The organism is Massilia phyllostachyos (assembly GCF_021044825.1).
GTDB classification, from domain to species: Bacteria; Pseudomonadota; Gammaproteobacteria; order Burkholderiales; family Burkholderiaceae_D; genus Telluria; species Telluria phyllostachyos.
Map to the genome: position 1 here is coordinate 226,737 of NZ_JAJNOC010000003.1, position 17,466 is coordinate 244,202.

Consider the following 17,466-nt stretch of genomic DNA (forward strand, 5'->3'; position numbering starts at 1 on the left):
AATCCCCGTTGAGCCATGTTCCGCAAGCTATGCGAAAGGCGCTGCCGATCAAGAAAATTGCGCACCGCTTCCTCTTGTTATCCGGGCGTCCGCGATCACTGTGAAGGGATAGTTCCGCGGCGGCGCTGTCCGCGGTTCCCTTAACTTTTGCCAGGGCGAAGCGCGTCGATGCGTCCCGCGGGACAGGTCGGGCCATGGCGTGTCACAGGAGCACATCATGAAAGCAGTTGTCTATCGAGGACCCAACCAGGTCGCCGTGGAAGACGTGCCGGACCCCAGGATCGAACGTCCGACCGATGCCATCATCAAGATCACCAGCACCAATATCTGCGGCTCGGACCTGCACATGTACGAGGGCCGTACCGATTTCGAGCAGGGCCGCGTGTTCGGCCACGAGAACCTGGGCGTGGTCATGGAAGTCGGTCCCTCGGTCGAGCGCCTCAAGCCCGGGGACTGGGTGTGCATGCCCTTCAATATCAGCTGCGGTCATTGCAGGAACTGCGAACGCGGCCTGACCAACTATTGCCTGAACGCGAACGAACCCGGCGTGGCCGGCGGCGCCTTCGGCTTTGCCGACATGGGACCATGGCAGGGCGGCCAGGCCGAATACCTGCGCGTGCCCTGGGCCGACTTCATGTGCCTGAAGCTGCCGCCGGACGCCGAGGAAAAGCAGGCCGATTACGTGATGTGCGCCGACATCTTCCCGACCGGCTGGCATGCGACCGAACTGGCCGGCATGAAGCCGGGCGATGCGGTGGTCATCTACGGCGCCGGGCCGGTGGGCCTGATGGCCGCGCACTCGGCGATGATCAAGGGGGCCTGCAGCGTGATGGTGGTCGACTGCCATGCCGACCGGCTCAAGCTGGCCGAGTCGATCGGCGCCATCGCGATCGATTATGCGAAGGAAGACCCGGTGCAGCGGGTAATGGACCTGACCCATGGTCGCGGCGCGGACGTGGGCTGCGAATGCGTCGGCTACCAGTGCCACGACCACCACCATCACCGCCAGGAGAAGCCCAACCTCACGATGAACAACCTGGTCAACTCGGTCAAGTTCACCGGCGGGATCGGGGTGGTCGGCGTGTTCGTGCCGGAGGACCCGAACGGCCCGGACGCGCTGGAGAAGGAAGGGAAGATCGCGCTCGACTGGGGCATGCTCTGGTTCAAGGGGCAGCGCGTTGCCACCGGCCAGTGCCCCGTCAAGGCCTACAACCGGCAACTGCGCGACCTGATCCACGCAGGGCGGGCCAAGCCGTCCTTCATCGTGTCGCACGAACTGAAGCTGGAGCAGGCGCCGGACGCCTACCAGCACTTCGATGCGCGCGATCATGGCTGGACCAAGGTGATCCTCCATCCCGGGGCTTGATGAAAAAAATGCCGCCCAGGGTGACTGGACGGCATCGGGCTGCCTGCGCCGTTTCCGGCGAAGCGCTAGGTCAGAACAGTTCGTTCCTGACGGCGTCGCGCTGTTTCTGCTCGCTTGGGGCCGGCGGCGGTCCGACGTCCAGCGTCGCCACGCCCGTCCCCGGCGGCGTCTCGGCGTAGTAGTACTCGCCACCCGCCAGCACCAGCCCCGGCGGCACTTCGCGCTCCACCATCGGCTCGGTCTTGAGCGCCTTGCTCATGTAGCCGATCCAGATCGGCAGGGCCAGGCCGCCGCCGGTTTCGCGGTTGCCGAGGTTCTTCGGCTGGTCGTAGCCGATCCAGGCGATGCCGACCAGCTTCGGGTTGTAGCCGGCGAACCAGGCGTCGATCGAGTCGTTGGTGGTGCCGGTCTTGCCGGCCAGGTCGGTGCGCTTCAGGGCCATCGCCTTGGCCGCGGTGCCGTAGCGGACCACGTCCTTGAGCATGCTGTCGACCAGGAAGGCGTTGCGCGCGTCGATCACGCGGTTGGCCTCGACGCCGGCGCGTTCCGGACGCGCCTCCGACAGCACCTTGCCGTCGGCGTCGGTGACCTTCGAGATCAGGTAGGGGCTGATGCGGTAGCCGCCGTTGGCGAACACCGCGTAGGCGCCGGCCATCTGCAGCGGCGTGGTCGAACCTGCGCCCAGCGCCAGCGTCAGGTAGGCCGGGTTGCGTTCCGGATCGAAGCCGAAGCGGGTCGCGAATTCCTGGCCGTAGCGGGCGCCGATCTTGTTCAGGATGCGGATCGAGATCATGTTCTTCGACTGGGTCAGGCCGCGCCGCATGGTCATCGGGCCTTCGTACTTGTTGTCGTAGTTCTTCGGCTCCCAGGCCTGGCCGCCGGTCTGGCCGGCGTCAAAACTGATCGGCGCGTCGTTGACGATCGTCGCCGGCGACAGCCCGCGTTCCAGCGAGGCCGAATAGATGAAGGGCTTGAACGAGGAACCCGGCTGGCGCCAGGCCTGCGTCACGTGGTTGAACTTGTTGCGGTTGAAGTCGAAGCCGCCGACCAGCGCGCGGATCGCGCCGTCCTCGGTGTTCGCCGCAACAAACGCCGATTCCACTTCCGGCATTTGCGTGATGACCCACTTCGATTCGTCGTCCTGCATCACGCGCACCACGGCGCCGCGGCGGATGCGGCGGTTCGGCGCGGCCTTGTCGGACAGCCAGGCCTTCGCAAAGCTCAGGCCCGGGCCGCTCATCTTGATCGTTTCGCCGGAGGCGATGGTGGCGGTGACCTGGGTCGGCGAGGCTTGCAGCACGATGGCGGCGACGATGTTGTCGCTGTCCGGGTGTTCGGCCAGCTCGGCCTCGATGGCCTCGTCGGCCTCGCCCTTCTCGCTCGGGATCTCGATATAGGATTCCGGGCCGCGGTAGGGGTGGCGGCGCTCGTAGTCCATCACGCCGCGGCGCAGCGCCAGGTAGGCCGCGTCCTGGTCGGCCTTGGTGATGGTGGTGAACACGTTCAGGCCGCGCGTGTAGGTGTCTTCCTTGAACTGCTCGTAGACCAGCTGGCGCGCCATCTCGGCCACGTACTCGGCGTGCACGCCGAAGGCGGTGCTGTCGGTCTTGATCTTCAGAGGTTCTTCCTTGGCCTGCTTGTACTGGGCGTCGCTGATGTAGCCCAGGTCGTGCATCCGCTGCAGGATGTACTGCTGGCGCGTCTTGGCGCGGGTCGGGTTCACCACGGGGTTGTAGGCCGACGGCGCCTTGGGCAGGCCGGCCAGCATCGCGGCTTCGGCCACGGTGATGTCACGCAGGTCCTTGCCGTAGTAGATCTGGGCCGCCGACTGGAAGCCGAAGGCGCGCTGGCCCAGGTAGATCTGGTTCATGTACAGCTCGAGAATCTGGTCCTTGCTGAGGTTCTTCTCGATCTTCCACGCCAGCAGCGCCTCGTAGGCCTTGCGCTTGAAGGTCTGCTCGGACGACAGGAAGAAGTTGCGCGCGACCTGCTGGGTGATGGTCGAGGCGCCCTGGCGCGAGCCGCCGGTGGCGTTGCGGAACACGGCGCGCAGGATGCCGAGGTAGTCGATGCCGCTGTGCTGGTAGAAGCGGTCGTCCTCGATCGAGAGCACGGCCTTCTTCATCACGTCCGGGATGTCCTTGAAGTGCACCAGGGTGCGGCGCTCCTCGCCGAATTCCCCGATCAGGACGTTATCGGCGGTGAAGATCCGCAGCGGCATCTTGGGCCGGTAGTCGGTGATGGTGTCGAGCGCGGGCAGGTTGGGGTAGGCCATCGCGAGCGCGAACACCAGCACCAGCACGCCGATCACGGCCAGGCCGGTGACGGCGCCGACCGCCATCAGGATCAGGCGCTTGGGGCTGTATTTCGAGGGGGCGGGCGACCCGTTCTTGCCCGAGGCTTGTTTCTCTTTCATGCTGACTTTCGCTGGGTAAATTTAGCTCGGTTGATCGGGCCATTATAAGTCACACGATTCCAGCCCGATACCGGCACGGATGAGCAGAACTTCAAGCAAAACGGCGTCCGTCAATATCAAGCTGCAAACGGTCGTGGCAGGGGAGATAACACTCTGTGGCGGAGTGTGGCGCGCACGCCCCGGAATCGCCCCTTCCCGGGTAGAAAAATCTTGTCCCAGAGCATCCTTTTCGCTACGATCTAACGCGATGCCTCATATATGTGCATCAAGTCTCAGATTTATTGAAGAAATTCCCGCACGCGGGCGTTGAACATCAGATCCCGTCGCAACCGACGGGCACCAGGGAGTACGCGCGTGATCAATCTCAGTTCCTTGTTCGGAAAGTCCAGTCCGCCATTGGCCGGACTCGACATCAGCACGTCCAGCGTCCGGCTGGTCGAGCTGGCCGATGCCGGCAAGGGTATGCTCCGCCTCGAGCGCTATGCCGCGGAACCGCTGCCGCGCGGCGCGGTCGTGGACGGCAATATCGAAAACATCGACCAGGTGTCCGAAGCGGTGCGCCGCGTCTGGAAAAAGAGCGGCACCCGCGCCAAGCTGGTTGCGCTCGGCATGCCGCCGGCCGCCGTCATCACCAAGAAAATCATCCTCCCGGCCGGCATGTCGGAAGACCAGCTGGAAGTGCAGGTCGAGTCCGAAGCCAGCCAGTACATCCCGTTCGCGCTGGACGAGGTCAGCCTCGACTTCGACGTGATCGGGCCGGCCCCGAACTCGGTCGAGGACATGGAAGTCATGCTGGCCGCCGCGCGCCGCGAGAAGGTCGAGGACCGCGTGGCGATCGCCGAAGCGGCCGGCCTCACCGCCACCGTGATGGACATCGAATCCTACGCCGCACGCGCCGCGCTCGATCGCGTGGCCGCGGCCAAGCCGGACCAGATCATCGCCCTGTTCCAGATCGGCGCCCAGGCCACCCACGTGTCGGTGCTGCAGAACGGCGAGACCATCTACGAGCGCGAGCAGCCCTTCGGCGGCAACACGCTGACCCAGGACATCGTGCGCGCCTACGGCCTGTCGTTCGAGGAAGCCGAGACGCGCAAGAAGGCCGGCGACCTGCCGGAGAATTATCGCGCCGAGATCCTCGCTCCCTTTCTCGAAAGCGCGGCGCTGGAAATCACGCGCGCGATCCAGTTCTTCTTCACCTCGACGCCCTATACCCGCATCGACCAGCTCTACCTGGCCGGGGGCTGCGCCTGCCTGCCGGGCCTGCTGGACCTGATCGCCGGCCGCACCCGCATCCCGAGCGGCATCGTGGCGCCCTTCGAGGGCATGGGCTACGGCCCGCTGGTGCGCGAACAGCAGCTGCGCCAGGAAGGCGCGGCCTACCTGGTGGCCTGCGGCCTGGCCCTGCGGAGGTTCGGATGATCCGGATTAACCTGCTGCCTCACCGCGAGGCCAAGCGCAAGCAGAAGCAGGCGGCATTCGTCGCCCTGATGGCGCTGGGCGGCCTGGCCGGCGTCGCCATCGTGCTGCTGGTCGGCGCCTGGAACGCCAGCCGCATCGCGGTCCAGGACGAGCGCAACCTGGTGCTCAAGACCGCCGGCGCGGAACTGGACAAGAAGATCGCCGACATCAAGACCCTGAAGGAAGAAATCGAAGCCCTGAAGGCGCGCCAGCAGGCGGTCGAGGACCTGCAGGGCGACCGCAACCAGCCGGTCTACCTGCTCGACGAACTGGTGCGCCAGACGCCGGAAGGCGTGTACCTGAAATCGTTCCGCCAGACCGGCCAGCTGGTCACCCTGAACGGCTACGCCCAGTCGCAGGAGCGGGTGGCCGAACTGCTGCGCAACGTGTCGGGCAGCTCGACCTGGCTGGAGCGCCCCAACCTGACCGAAGTGAAGGTCGCGACCCTGGAAAAGAGCAAGAGCGGCCGCAAGGTGGTCGAGTTCCAGATGGACGTGCAGATCAAGCGTCCGCGCGAGCAGGAGGAATTGCCGGGCAAACCGGGCGCGCCGGCCGCCGGCGCCACGGTCGCGAAGGCCCCATGACATGAATATTGATCTCAAAGACCTCGGCGCCCAGCTGGCCGCCCAGTTCCAGGACCTGCAGGGCCGCCAGCCCGGCCAGTGGCCGCTGGCCCCGCGCCTGCTGTGCGCCGCCGGCGTGATGGCGCTGGTGGCCGTGCTCGGCTACTTCTTCTACTGGAGCGGCCAGTTCGAGACCCAGGAACAGGGCGCGGCCGAAGAACAAAGGCTGCGCGAGGAATACCGCGTCAAGATGGCGCAGGCGATCAATCTCGAGGCCCTGCAGGCGCAGAAGGCCCAGGTCGACCAGTACGTGGTGCGCCTGGAGAAGCAGTTGCCGAGCAAGTCGGAGATGGCGGACCTGCTGTCCGACATCAACCAGGCCGGCGTCGGCCGCGGCCTGCAGTTCGAGCTGTTCAAGCCGGGCGCGGAAGTGGTGCGCGACTACTACGCCGAACTGCCGATCGACATCAAGGTGGTCGGCAAGTACGACGACGTCGGCGCCTTCGCCGCCGACATGGCCAACCTGCCGCGCATCGTCACGCTCAACAACATGGCGGTCAGCGGCAAGGACGGCAGCCTGCAGCTCGAAGCGGTGGCCAAGACCTTCCGCTACCTCGATCCGGACGAGATCGCGGCGCAGAAGAAAAAGGCGCGCGAAGAGAAGATGAAGAAGCAGAAGGGGGGCGCATGATGCTGCGCAATATGTGCGCCTTGCTCGCGGCCGGCCTGCTGCTGGCCGGCTGCGGCGACGGCGACGTCAAGGAAGTGCGCGACTGGATGGAGCAGGTCAAGCAGGAGACCACGCCCGCCGTCAAGCCGCTGCCGGAACCGAAGGAATTCGTCCCCTACGCCTACGATCCGCGCGGCGCGGTCGAGCCGTTCAGCGAGGTCAAGCTGCTGGGCGAGATGCAGCGCATGGCCGCCGCCAGCGCCAATCCGCTGGCGCCGGACGCCAACCGGCCGCGCGAAGTGCTCGAGAACTACCCGCTCGACACCATGCGGATGGTGGGCACGCTGCAGAAGGGCGGCGTCAGTTATGCGCTGGTGCAGATCGACGCGTCGATCTTCCAGGTCAGGACCGGCCAGCGCATCGGCCAGAATTACGGGTTGGTCACGCGCATCAACGAAGGCGCGATCGACATCAGGGAAGTAGTGCAGGACCCCACCGGCGACTGGGTCGAGCGCAAGGCGACGATCGAGCTGGCGGACAGCAAGGAGAGCGGTAAATGACCCAACACATGAACATGCGTTCGACCGTGCCGGCCTGGCTGCTGCGCTCGGCCGCGATGCTGCTGCTGGCGCTCGGCGCCGGCGCGGCCGCGGCCCAGAACGCGATCGAGTCGATCACCGCCACCCAGCAGGGCCCGAACGTGGTCCTGAACATCGGCATGCGCGAGGCGATGGCGAAGCCGCCGATCGGCTTCTCGATCACGAATCCGGCGCGCATCGCGCTCGACTTCGGCGCCACCAGCAACGCCACCGGCAAGTCGGCCCAGGACATCAACCTGGGCGACGTGCGCAGCCTGAACGTGGTGCAGGCCGGCGAGCGTACCCGCCTGGTGCTGAACCTGGCGCGCGCGCTGAACTACAGCAGCGCGGTCGAGGGCAAGATGGTGCGCGTCACCGTCGAAGGCCCGGGCACCGCCCCGGCGGTGGCCGCCAGCGCGCCGGCGCCGGCGGCAGCCGCGCCGGCGGCCCGTCAAATGCTGCGCGACCTCGACTTCCGCCGCGGCGCCAACGGCGAAGGCCGCATCGTGGTCGACCTGCCGAACGGCCAGACCGGCGTCGACGTGCGCCAGGCGGGCAACCAGATCATCGTCGACTTCCTGCGCACCGGCGTGCCGGCCACCCTGCGCCGCCGCCTCGACGTGACCGACTTCGGCACCCCGGTGGCGCGCATCACCACCACGCCGCAGGGCGAGAACACCCGCATGACCATCGACGCCCAGGGCCTGTGGGAGCAGTCGGTGTACCAGAGCGACACCCAGCTGGTGGTCGACGTGCGTCCGATCAAGGAAGACCCGAACCGCCTGGCCCAGGGCACCACCGGCTACCGCGGCGAGAAGCTCTCGTTCAACTTCCAGAACGTCGACGTGCGCGCCGCCCTGCAGGCGATCGCCGACATCTCCGGCCTGAACATCATCACCAGCGATTCCGTCACCGGCAACCTGACCCTGCGCCTGAAGGACGTGCCCTGGGACCAGGCGCTCGACGTGGTGCTGCAGGCCAAGGGCCTGGACATGCGCAAGAACGGCAACGTGCTGTGGATCGCGCCCAAGGAAGAACTGCTGACCAAGGAAAAGCTCGAGCTCGAGCAGCGCGCCCAGATCGCCGAACTCGAGCCGCTGCGCTCCGAGATCTTCCAGCTGAACTACCAGAAGGTCGAATCCTTCCGCACCGTGTTCGGCCTCGACGCCGGCACCGGCGCGCCCTCGGGCGACAACCGCGGCCGGGTGCTGTCCAAGCGCGGCAGCGCCATCATCGACCCGCGCACCAACCAGCTGTTCGTGACCGACGTGGCGTCCAAGATCGAGGACATCCGTAAACTCATCCAGAAGACCGACGTCGCCTCCAAGCAGGTGCTGATCGAGGCGCGCCTGGTGGAAGCGAACGACGGCTTCTCGCGCAACCTCGGCGCCAAGCTCGGCTTCGCCGACCTGCGCACCCTGCGCGGCGGCGACTCGGGCTGGCAGGTCAAGGGCAACGAGCGCGTCGCCATCGGCGGCAACCTGACCGGCATCGGCCAGGTGACGGGCCAGACCCCGGACAACGGCGACGGCTACACCAACACCACCCTGGTCAACCTGCCGGCGGCCGCGATCGGCGGCGCCGCCGCGCCCTCGCTGGCCTTCAGCCTGTTCTCCTCGGCCGCCAACCGCTTCCTGAACCTGGAACTGTCGGCGCTGGAAGCGGACGGCAAGGGCAAGATCATCTCGAGCCCGCGCGTGGTCACCGAGGACAAGCAGATCGCCGTGATCGAGCAGGGCATCGAGCTGCCCTACCAGGTCGCCACCAGCAGCGGCGCGACCTCGATCACCTTCAAGAAGGCCAACCTGCGCCTGGAAGTCACGCCGCAGATCACCCCGGACGGCAACGTCGTGCTGGAGGTCGACGTCAACAAGGACAGCAAGGGCGAGGAAACCCGCGCCGGCCCCGCCATCAACACCCAGCACGTGAAGACCAAGGTGATGGTGGAGAACGGCGGCACGGTGGTGCTGGGCGGGATTTACCAGCAGACCGAACGCAACAACGAGAACAAGGTGCCGCTGCTGGGCGACGTCCCGGTGCTCGGCTACCTGTTCAAGTCGACCGGCCGCGAGAGCACCAAGACCGAACTGCTGGTGTTCATCACGCCGAAGATCGTCGCCGACGTCGGCCGCTGATTCGGGAACGCCGCCGCGCATAAAGTACCGCAGTACAACGACACGATAAAAGGAAGAACAGAAGTCATGCACCAATCAGCCAAACAGGACGCGCTGGCGTCGCTCGGTCGCTGGACCGCCATCGGCCTGGCGGCCGCCATCCTGACCGCCTGCGGCGGCGGCGGCGGTTCGCCGGGCGGCACCGGCGGCACCGGCTCGGGCAACACCGGCGGCGGCGCCACCACCCCGGTCACGACCGACCCGAAGATCAGCGTCACCCTGACCGACGGCGGCGGCGCCAATATCAGCTCGCTGTCGGGCGGCCAGAGCGCCACCGTCAGGGCCACCGTGCTGGACGCCGCCGGCAAGCCGGCGGTTGGCGCGATCGTCCAGTTCACCACCACTACCCAGGGCCTGGTCGCCTTCACCCCGGAGAGCGGCTCGGCCCTGACCGACGCCAACGGCGTGGCCGTGGTGTCGGTCAAGCCGGCCAGCGTGACCTCGGCCGGCGCGGTCGGCATCACCGCGACCTCGGTGGTCGGCGGCAAGACGGCCACGGCCAGCAGCAACATCTCGGTGGGCGCGGCCCCGCTGACCGTTGGCGCGCTGACTTTCTCGCCGCCCCCGAGCGGGGCCTTGCCGGCTTTCAGCACCGTCTCGCTGAGCATTCCGGTCACCAGCGGCGGCCAGGCTGCTACCTCGATCTCGGGCCTGAACATGACCTCGCTGTGCGTGGGCGACGGTACCGCGACCCTGGTGCCGGGCGCGTTCGCCAACGGTATCCAGACTGCCACTTACACCAATAACGGCTGTACGCGCGGCAAGGACACCATTACCGTTTCGATCGGGAACTCGAGCCGGAACATACCGCTGGACGTTATCGCTGCCAACATTGGCGCGATCCAGTTCTCGGGCACCAGCGTGTCGGGCAGTTCGATCGTGCTGAAGGGCTCGGGCGGTCTGGGCCGCTCGGAAGCGGCACAGGTCACTTTCCGCGTGGTCGACCAGCATGGCAACGCGCTGCCGGGCGTGGGCGTGAACTTCAGCGCCACTACCAACACCGGCGGCCTGGCGGTGTCGCCGAACTTCGCAACCACCGACAGCGCCGGCAACGTGATGACCATGGTTTCTTCGGGCACGGTGCCGACCCCGGTGCGCGTGATCGCCGAAGCGACCCGCAACGGCGTCAAGATCAGCGGCCTGTCCGATACCCTGACCATCTCGACCGGCCTGCCGATCCAGAAGTTCATGTCGATGAGCGCCGAGAAATACAACATCGAGGGCACCAGGTACGATAACGAAACGACCGACATCACGGTGCTACTGGCCGACCAGTACGGGAATCCCGTGTCGGACAACACCGCGATCAACTTCGTGACCGAAGGCGGCGCCGTCGGCAGTTCGGCACAGGGCGCCTGCGTCACCAAGGACGGCGGCTGCACCGTGACCCTGCGCAGCCAGGAATACCGGCCAAAGGACGGCCGTGTAACGGTGATGGCCTACCTTCAGGGTATCGAGAACTTCGTGGACGAGAATGGCGATGGCCAGTACACCTGCCGCGGTTATACCGGCCCCGCGCCTTACCGTCCGCTGGTCGATATCTGCAACGGCGTCGGCGAAAAATTCCCGGATGCGTCGAGCGACCAGAGCGGCGACCTGGGCGACCCCTTCCTCGACGCCGATCTGAACGATGGCGACTACGATCCCAACAAGCGCGACCTGCCGTTCCCCTACAACCGCAGCACCTACAGCAAGGCGGGCGATGGCAAGTGGGGCTTGAACTACATCCGCCGCTCGATCGAGATCGTGTTCAGCGATTCGGACGCCAACCTGGTGCGCCAGGTCTGCACCGGCTCCACCTGCCGCGACTGGACCGCCGCCGACGGCGACCCGAGCTTCGTCGAAGGCGTGTCGGGCACCGGCTGCTCGGAAAAGGTGCTGACCGTGCGCCTGTACGACCGCAACAACAACCCGCTGCCGGCCGGCACCACGGTGGGCACCACCGACTCCACCAAGCTGGGCGTGTCGAGCTTCCTGCCGGAATCCGTCGCCTCGACCAATGCCGTGGGCGGCACCCTGCACCGCGTGACGGTCAAGCCGGACCTGACCTGCGCGCCGGGCAGCTTCATGGTGCGCGTGGCGACGCCGAAGGGCAAGGTCACCGGCTTCGGCTTCCGCGGCTGATCCCTTGCGACGCCGCCGCGCGCGGCGTTTTTTTGACGGAACCGAAGGCGGCCAGTCTATACTGGCCGTCTTTTTTTCATTTCCGCGGACCCGGCAGTGCCTCATCCAAAGAGCAACAACATCTTCCTGGTCGGCCTGATGGGGGCAGGGAAGACCACCATCGGGCGGCAGATCGCGCGCAAGCTCGGCAAGCGCTTCGTCGACTCCGACCACGAGATCGAAGCGCGCACCGGCGCCACCATCCCCTGGATCTTCGAGATCGAGGGCGAGGCCAGTTTTCGCCGCCGCGAAGCGGACGTGATCCGCGACCTGAGCAGCCAGGACGACCTGGTGCTGGCCACCGGCGGCGGCGCCGTGCTGAACCCGGCCAGCCGTGCCCTGCTGGCCGAGCGCGGCACCGTGATCTACCTGCGCGCCTCGATCGGCAGCATCCTGCAGCGCACCTCGCACGACAAGAACCGCCCGCTGCTGCAGACCGCCGACCCGCGCGCCAGGCTGGAAGAGCTGTTCGCCCAGCGCGACCCCCTGTACCGCGAGATTGCGGACCTGGTCATCGATACCGGCCGACCTAACGTACAATCGATGGTACAGACCATTTTGGACCAGCTCGCCGCGCTGGACGCCGCCCGTGCCGCGGCCTGCGCTCGGCGGCCCGGCAAGGACGCAATGAACCAACAGGCACCCACCACGCTCAACGTCGAACTCGGCGAACGCAGCTACCCGATCGCGATCGGCCCCAATCTCCTCGACGACGGCGCGCTGCTGGACCGCCACGTCGACGGCGGCAAGGCCGCCATCGTCACCAACACCACCGTCGCGCCGCTCTACCTGGCGCGCGTAGCCGGCGCCCTGCGCGCGCAGGGGCGTGAGGTGGTCGAGATCGTGCTGCCGGACGGCGAAGAGCACAAGAACTGGGAGTCGCTCAATCTGGTGTACGACGCCCTCCTGAAACACCGCTGCGACCGCAAGACCACCCTGGTGGCGCTGGGCGGCGGCGTGATCGGCGACCTGACCGGCTTCGCCGCCAGCAGCTACATGCGCGGCGTGCCCTTCCTGCAGCTGCCGACGACCCTGCTGTCCCAGGTCGATTCCTCGGTGGGCGGCAAGACCGGCATCAACCACCCGCTGGGCAAGAACATGATCGGCGCGTTTTACCAGCCGCGCGCCGTGATCGCCGATACGTCCACCCTCGACACCCTGCCGCCGCGCGAGCTGTCGGCCGGCCTGGCCGAGGTGATCAAGCACGGCGCCATCCTGGATGCCGACTACTTCGCCTGGATCGAGCAGAACATCGGCAAGCTGGTCGCGCGCGAGCCGCAGGCGATGGCGTATGCGATCGCGCGTTCCTGCGAGATCAAGGCGGACGTCGTGCGCAAGGACGAACGCGAAGGCGGCCTGCGCGCGGTGCTGAACTTTGGCCACACCTTCGGCCACGCGATCGAATCGGGCCTCGGCTACGGCAACTGGCTGCACGGCGAAGCGGTCGGCTGCGGCATGGTGATGGCGGCCGACCTGTCGGCGCGCCTGGGCCTGGTCGGCGCCGCCACCGTGGAGCGCGTGCGCGCGCTGGTGCAGGCGGCCGGCCTGCCGACCGTGGCGCCGGACCTCGGCATCGAGCGCTGGATCGAGCTGATGGCGGTCGACAAGAAGAACGAGGGCGGGGCGATCAAGTTCATCCTGCTCAAACCCCTGGGCAGTCCTTCGATCACCACCGTCCCGCCAGAGACCTTGCGGGCCACGCTGGACGCCTGTGTGAAAGGATAAACGCATGGACTTCGACGCCCGCCTCGCCCCCTACGCAGCCCATTCGTCGAAGTCGCGCGGCCGCACCCACATCGAGCCGCCGGCGGGGTCGCGCAGCGAGTTCCAGCGCGACCGCGACCGCATCATCCACTCGACCGCCTTCCGCCGGCTCGAATACAAGACCCAGGTCTTCCTCAACCACGAGGGCGACCTGTTCCGCACCCGCCTGACGCACTCGATCGAAGTCGCCCAGATCGGCCGCACCCTGGCGCGCAGCCTGCAGCTCAACGAAGACCTGGTCGAAGCCACCGCGCTCGCGCACGACCTCGGGCACACGCCCTTCGGCCACGTGGGCCAGGACGTGCTCAACGAATGCATGAAGGATTTCGGCGGCTTCGAGCACAACCTGCAAAGCCTGCGCGTGGTGGACGAGCTGGAAGAGCACTACGGGGCGTTCGACGGCCTGAACCTCACTTTTGAGACGCGCGAGGGCATCCTCAAGCACTGCTCGCTGACCAATGCGCGCCAGCTGGGCGAGCTGGGACGCCGCTTCCTCGACCGCAGCCAGCCCAGCCTGGAAGCGCAGCTGACCAACCTGGCCGACGAGATCGCGTACAACAACCACGACATCGACGACGGCCTGCGTTCGGGCCTGCTCACCATGGCGCAGATGGAGGAAGTGGAACTGTTCGCGCGCCACCGGCACATGGTGGAGACCCAGTACCCGGGGCTGGCGGGACGGCGCGCGCTGTACGAGACGATCCGCCTGATGATCACGGCGATGACGGCGGACCTGGTCGAGACCTCGCGGGCCTTGCTGCTGGAAGCGGCGCCGCAGAGCATCGACGACGTGCGCGCCTCGGCGCCGCTGATCCGCTTCTCGCCGCAGATGCGGGCCGAGACCACCGCGCTGAAGCGCTTCCTGTATGCGAATTTGTACCGCCACTTCCAGGTCAACCGCATGCGGGTAAAGGCGTCGCGCATCGTGCGCGAGCTGTTCGAGGCGTTCCTGCAGGATCCGGTGCTGCTGCCGAACGATTACCAGGTCGAAGGGGATCCGATGCGGCAGGCGAGGAAGATTGCGGATTACATCGCGGGGATGACGGACCGGTATGCGATTCGCGAGCATCGCCGCATCTTCTCGCTCGATCACTTCTGACCTGACGTTGCCGTCAGTCGCTCGCCTCAGCACGTCGCTCCGGCGAAGGCCGGAGCCTAATTTCGTGGCGTCACGTTGGCAGGTGCACGCAAGCGTTAATGGTCCGCGTGCAAGATTGGATCCCGGCCTCCGCCGGGATGACGGTTTGTAGGGCGGTGGTGGGAAGAGGCGGTGGCGAGATGCCGGCCGTCAGCTAAATAAGCCTGGCGTCCCCAACTCCACCAGCAGCTTCTTGACCGGCGCCGGCAACGGCGCCTCCTCGATGCGCGCCAGGTCCCACCACAGATGCCGCCCGGTCGCCCCACCACGCTCCGACAAGCGCACCAGCCACGGATTGATGTGCAGTTTGTAGTGCGTGAACACGTGCACCAGCGGCCGCAGCGCCTCCACCTCGTCCACCCGCCCGAACTGCGCCGCCGCGACAGCCACCGCGGACGCGGACGGGGCATCGACTTCGACGCCCAGGTGCCCGTCCACTTCGGGCAGCGACAGCAAGCCACCCCAGATCCCGGTCCCCGGCCGCTGCTCCAGCAGCACCTGCCCGCGGTCGATCACGACCAGCATGCCGGCGCGTTTTTCCGGAGTGGTCTTCTTCGGTTTGCGCACCGGCAGCTCCGCCGTGCGGCCGGTGGCGTAGGCCACGCAGCGCGCCTGCAGGGGACAGCGTTCGCAGGCGGGGCGCGAGCGGGTGCAGAGCGTCGCGCCCAGGTCCATCAAGCCCTGGGTATACGATTCCATGCCGCTTTCCGGCAGCAGCGCATCGGCGCGGCGCCACAGGGCGTCCTCGACCTTTTTCTCGCCCGGGTACTGGTCGATGCCGAACACCCGCGCGAACACGCGCTTGACGTTCCCGTCCAGGATCGCGGCGCGCACGCCCGACGAGAAGGCGGCGATGGCGGCGGCGGTGGAGCGGCCGATGCCGGGCAGCTCGGCCAGCAGCGCCGGGTCGCTCGGAAACACGCCGCCGTAGTCCGCGACCACGCGCTTGGCGCAGGCGTGCAGGTTGCGCGCGCGGGTGTAGTAACCGAGGCCGCTCCAGTGCGCCATCACGTCCTCGCCCGGCGCCTCGGCCAGGGCGTGGACGGTCGGGAAGCGCTCGAGGAAGCGCGCGTAGTAGCCGAGCACCGCGGCGACCTGGGTCTGCTGCAGCATGATCTCGGACAGCCAGATGCGGTAGGCATCCGTCGTGTTCTGCCAGGGCAGGGTGTGGCGGCCGTGGCTGCGCTGCCAGTCGATCACGGCGTGGGAAAAGGTCGGGTCGGCCAGCTGGTCGAATTCGGTGAGGCGTTTCATGCGGTATGTTCGTCGAGGACGGCGTGGATGCGCGCCGCCATCGTGGTGAGGCTCGCGCGGCGGGTTTCCCACTCGCGCTGGGTGGTTTCGAATGCCTCGATCTTCTGTTCCAGGCTGTCGGTGGCGTCGTGGATGCGCTCGATCGAGGCCAGGCGGTGGCGCAGCCCTTCGCGGTGCTGGCGGATCGCCGTCTCGAGCGGCGCCATCAGGACCTTGAGCCAGGTTTCGGCATCGGCGTTCGCGGCCTGGAAGCTGCGCCGCACGCGCGAGACGATGGCGTCGACGAAACGCTCCATCAGCGTCGCGCGGCTGGTCATGAGCAGGGTGGCGGTGCCGAACTGCTTCACGAACAGCGCCTCGACCTCATCGATCTCCTGGCGGTAGCGGTCGAGCGAGAGCGGCATCGTGCTGGACAGGGCCAGGCCGTGCTCGGCCGAGAACTTGCGGCTCATGCTGTCCATCATGGCGGCGATTTCGTCGACCTTGGCCTGGGACGCATCCAGGCTGGCGCGCGCGCCGGCGAAATAGTCGCGCACCGGCGCGCGCATGCCGGTGGCGAAGCGTGCGGCGGCGATCGCATCGCGCACCGTGTCGGCCTGCGCCGCGACCAGGTCCATGCCCAGGGTCGAATACAGTTCCGTGGACAGGCGCGCGAACACGGCGCGGGTGCCCTGCAGCTTGACCAGGCTGGCGTCGAATTCCTTCTTCTCGAGGTCGACGCGGCGCATCATGTGGGCGATCACGCCCTTGTTCTTGCCGCGCAGGCTTTTCAGCTCCTGCAGCTGCTCGACCAGGTCGCGCATGCGCGCGGCGGCCAATGCCTTTTCGCCGGCCGCGAGGCTGTCCAGGTCGTGGCGCAGCTGGCGCCGCACGATGTCCCTGCGCGCCGGGATCAGGTCGTGGAACAGGGCCGCTTCCAGCGCTCCCAGGCGGCTCTTCTCGAACAGCGCCATGTCGCCGTTGATCTTGCCGACCAGGGCCTTCTGCGCCGACACCGGATACACCCGTGCGCTGTCGAGCCCCAGCATCTGCGCCACGCCCGCCTGCTGGCGCGCGATCTCGGCGTCGTTCTCCTCAAGCGTGCGCAGCTCGTCCCACATGGCGTCGATCTTGTTCAGCACCGCCAGGCGTCCGGGCCCGGCGCCGATATGGGTGCGCCAGACCTCGATGTCGCTGCGCGTCACGCCGGTTTCGGCGGCCAGCACGAACAGCACCGCGTGCGCGTTCGGGATCAGGTTCAGGGTCAGTTCCGGCTCGGTGCCGATCGCATTCAGGCCCGGGGTGTCGAGGATCACCAGGCCTTGCTTGAGCAGCGGATGCGGCAGGTTGATGATGGCGTGGCGCCAGCGCGGGATCTCGACCGTGCCGTCCGGGCCCAGGCTGCTCGCGGTGTCCGGGTCTTCCGGGTCCCACAGGCCGTATTCCACCGCTTCGCCGCTGGGCACGCGGCGCGTCAGGCTGACCTGGCGGAAGGCTTCCTGCATGCGCTCGGGCGCGTCGAGCTCGAGCGGCAGCACGGTCCAGGCGGCGCTCTCGTCGCGGTAGTCGCTGGTGGACAGGTGGCCGGCGCGGGTCTCGATCGGCAGCAGGCGGATGCAGGGCGGCAGGGCGGCGTCGTACAGCAGCTCGGTCGGGCACATGGTGGTGCGGCCGGCGCTGGAAGGCAGGATGCGCTGGCCGTAGTCGGCGAAGAAGATCGCGTTGATCAGTTCGCTTTTACCGCGCGAGAACTCGGCCACGAAGGCCACCGACAGGCGATCGTCGCGCAAGCGCGCCAGGGCCCGCGCCAGACCCTGCTCGCCGGCGCCGTCGATCGCGCCCGTTTCGCGCAGTGCCGCGCCGTAAGCTTCCAGTGACTGGCAAACCGCGGCGCGCCATGCGCCGTACTGTTGAAAATCCTGCATCTTCCGCCCTCGAATCGT

The 17,466-nt window shown here is 67.2% G+C and carries 12 protein-coding genes; 9 read left to right on the forward strand and 3 right to left on the reverse strand.

What is annotated here, in order from left to right; all coding sequences use genetic code 11:
• Window positions 1-217 precede the first annotated feature (217 nt).
• Window positions 218-1,366, forward strand: coding sequence for a glutathione-independent formaldehyde dehydrogenase (locus tag LQ564_RS11965; protein WP_231058319.1), 1,149 nt, complete (start codon window positions 218-220; stop codon window positions 1,364-1,366).
• A 70-nt stretch (window positions 1,367-1,436) separates the two neighbouring features.
• Here LQ564_RS11965 and LQ564_RS11970 read toward each other — a convergent pair whose 3' ends face one another.
• On the reverse strand, window positions 1,437-3,782 hold the full coding sequence (locus LQ564_RS11970) for a penicillin-binding protein 1A (RefSeq protein ID WP_231058320.1): 2,346 nt from the start codon (window positions 3,780-3,782) through the stop codon (window positions 1,437-1,439).
• Between the two features lie 354 nt (window positions 3,783-4,136).
• Here LQ564_RS11970 and LQ564_RS11975 point away from each other — a divergent pair, with 354 nt between their 5' ends.
• From LQ564_RS11975 to LQ564_RS12010, 8 genes are all read left to right on the forward strand, one after another.
• Window positions 4,137-5,201 carry a pilus assembly protein PilM gene (locus LQ564_RS11975; RefSeq protein WP_231058321.1) on the forward strand — a complete coding sequence of 355 codons (1,065 nt, stop codon included), beginning with the start codon at window positions 4,137-4,139 and terminating at the stop codon, window positions 5,199-5,201.
• Window positions 5,198-5,824 (forward strand): PilN domain-containing protein, encoded by a 627-nt coding sequence (locus LQ564_RS11980; RefSeq protein WP_231058322.1) that lies wholly within the window; start codon window positions 5,198-5,200, stop codon window positions 5,822-5,824. Before LQ564_RS11975 ends, LQ564_RS11980 begins: the two co-directional genes overlap by 4 nt.
• A gap of 1 nt (window position 5,825) precedes the next feature.
• On the forward strand, window positions 5,826-6,494 hold the full coding sequence (locus LQ564_RS11985) for a type IV pilus inner membrane component PilO (protein ID WP_231058323.1): 669 nt from the start codon (window positions 5,826-5,828) through the stop codon (window positions 6,492-6,494).
• Window positions 6,491-7,033, forward strand: a complete 543-nt coding sequence (locus tag LQ564_RS11990; protein ID WP_231058324.1) for a pilus assembly protein PilP — start codon at window positions 6,491-6,493, stop codon at window positions 7,031-7,033. The genes LQ564_RS11985 and LQ564_RS11990 overlap by 4 nt, the downstream gene beginning before the upstream one ends.
• Window positions 7,030-9,186 carry a type IV pilus secretin PilQ gene (locus LQ564_RS11995; protein ID WP_231058325.1) on the forward strand — a complete coding sequence of 719 codons (2,157 nt, stop codon included), beginning with the start codon at window positions 7,030-7,032 and terminating at the stop codon, window positions 9,184-9,186. The genes LQ564_RS11990 and LQ564_RS11995 overlap by 4 nt, the downstream gene beginning before the upstream one ends.
• 66 nt (window positions 9,187-9,252) lie before the next feature.
• Window positions 9,253-11,349: an Ig-like domain-containing protein gene (locus LQ564_RS12000; protein WP_231058583.1), complete on the forward strand. Its 2,097-nt coding sequence runs from the start codon at window positions 9,253-9,255 to the stop codon at window positions 11,347-11,349.
• Window positions 11,350-11,487: 138 nt separating this feature from the next.
• Window positions 11,488-13,113, forward strand: a complete 1,626-nt coding sequence (gene aroKB / locus LQ564_RS12005) for a bifunctional shikimate kinase/3-dehydroquinate synthase AroKB (protein ID WP_231058576.1) — start codon at window positions 11,488-11,490, stop codon at window positions 13,111-13,113.
• A gap of 4 nt (window positions 13,114-13,117) precedes the next feature.
• Window positions 13,118-14,251, forward strand: coding sequence for a deoxyguanosinetriphosphate triphosphohydrolase (locus LQ564_RS12010; protein WP_231058326.1), 1,134 nt, complete (start codon window positions 13,118-13,120; stop codon window positions 14,249-14,251).
• Between the two features lie 189 nt (window positions 14,252-14,440).
• Here the strand turns inward: LQ564_RS12010 and mutY are convergent, their stop codons facing one another.
• Together mutY and LQ564_RS12020 are read right to left on the reverse strand one after the other, a co-directional pair.
• A complete protein-coding gene (gene mutY, locus LQ564_RS12015) occupies window positions 14,441-15,544 on the reverse strand; it encodes an A/G-specific adenine glycosylase (protein ID WP_231058327.1) in 1,104 nt (367 codons plus the stop codon).
• Window positions 15,541-17,448 (reverse strand): dynamin family protein, encoded by a 1,908-nt coding sequence (locus tag LQ564_RS12020; protein ID WP_231058328.1) that lies wholly within the window; start codon window positions 17,446-17,448, stop codon window positions 15,541-15,543. The genes mutY and LQ564_RS12020 overlap by 4 nt, the downstream gene beginning before the upstream one ends.
• Window positions 17,449-17,466 lie beyond the last annotated feature (18 nt).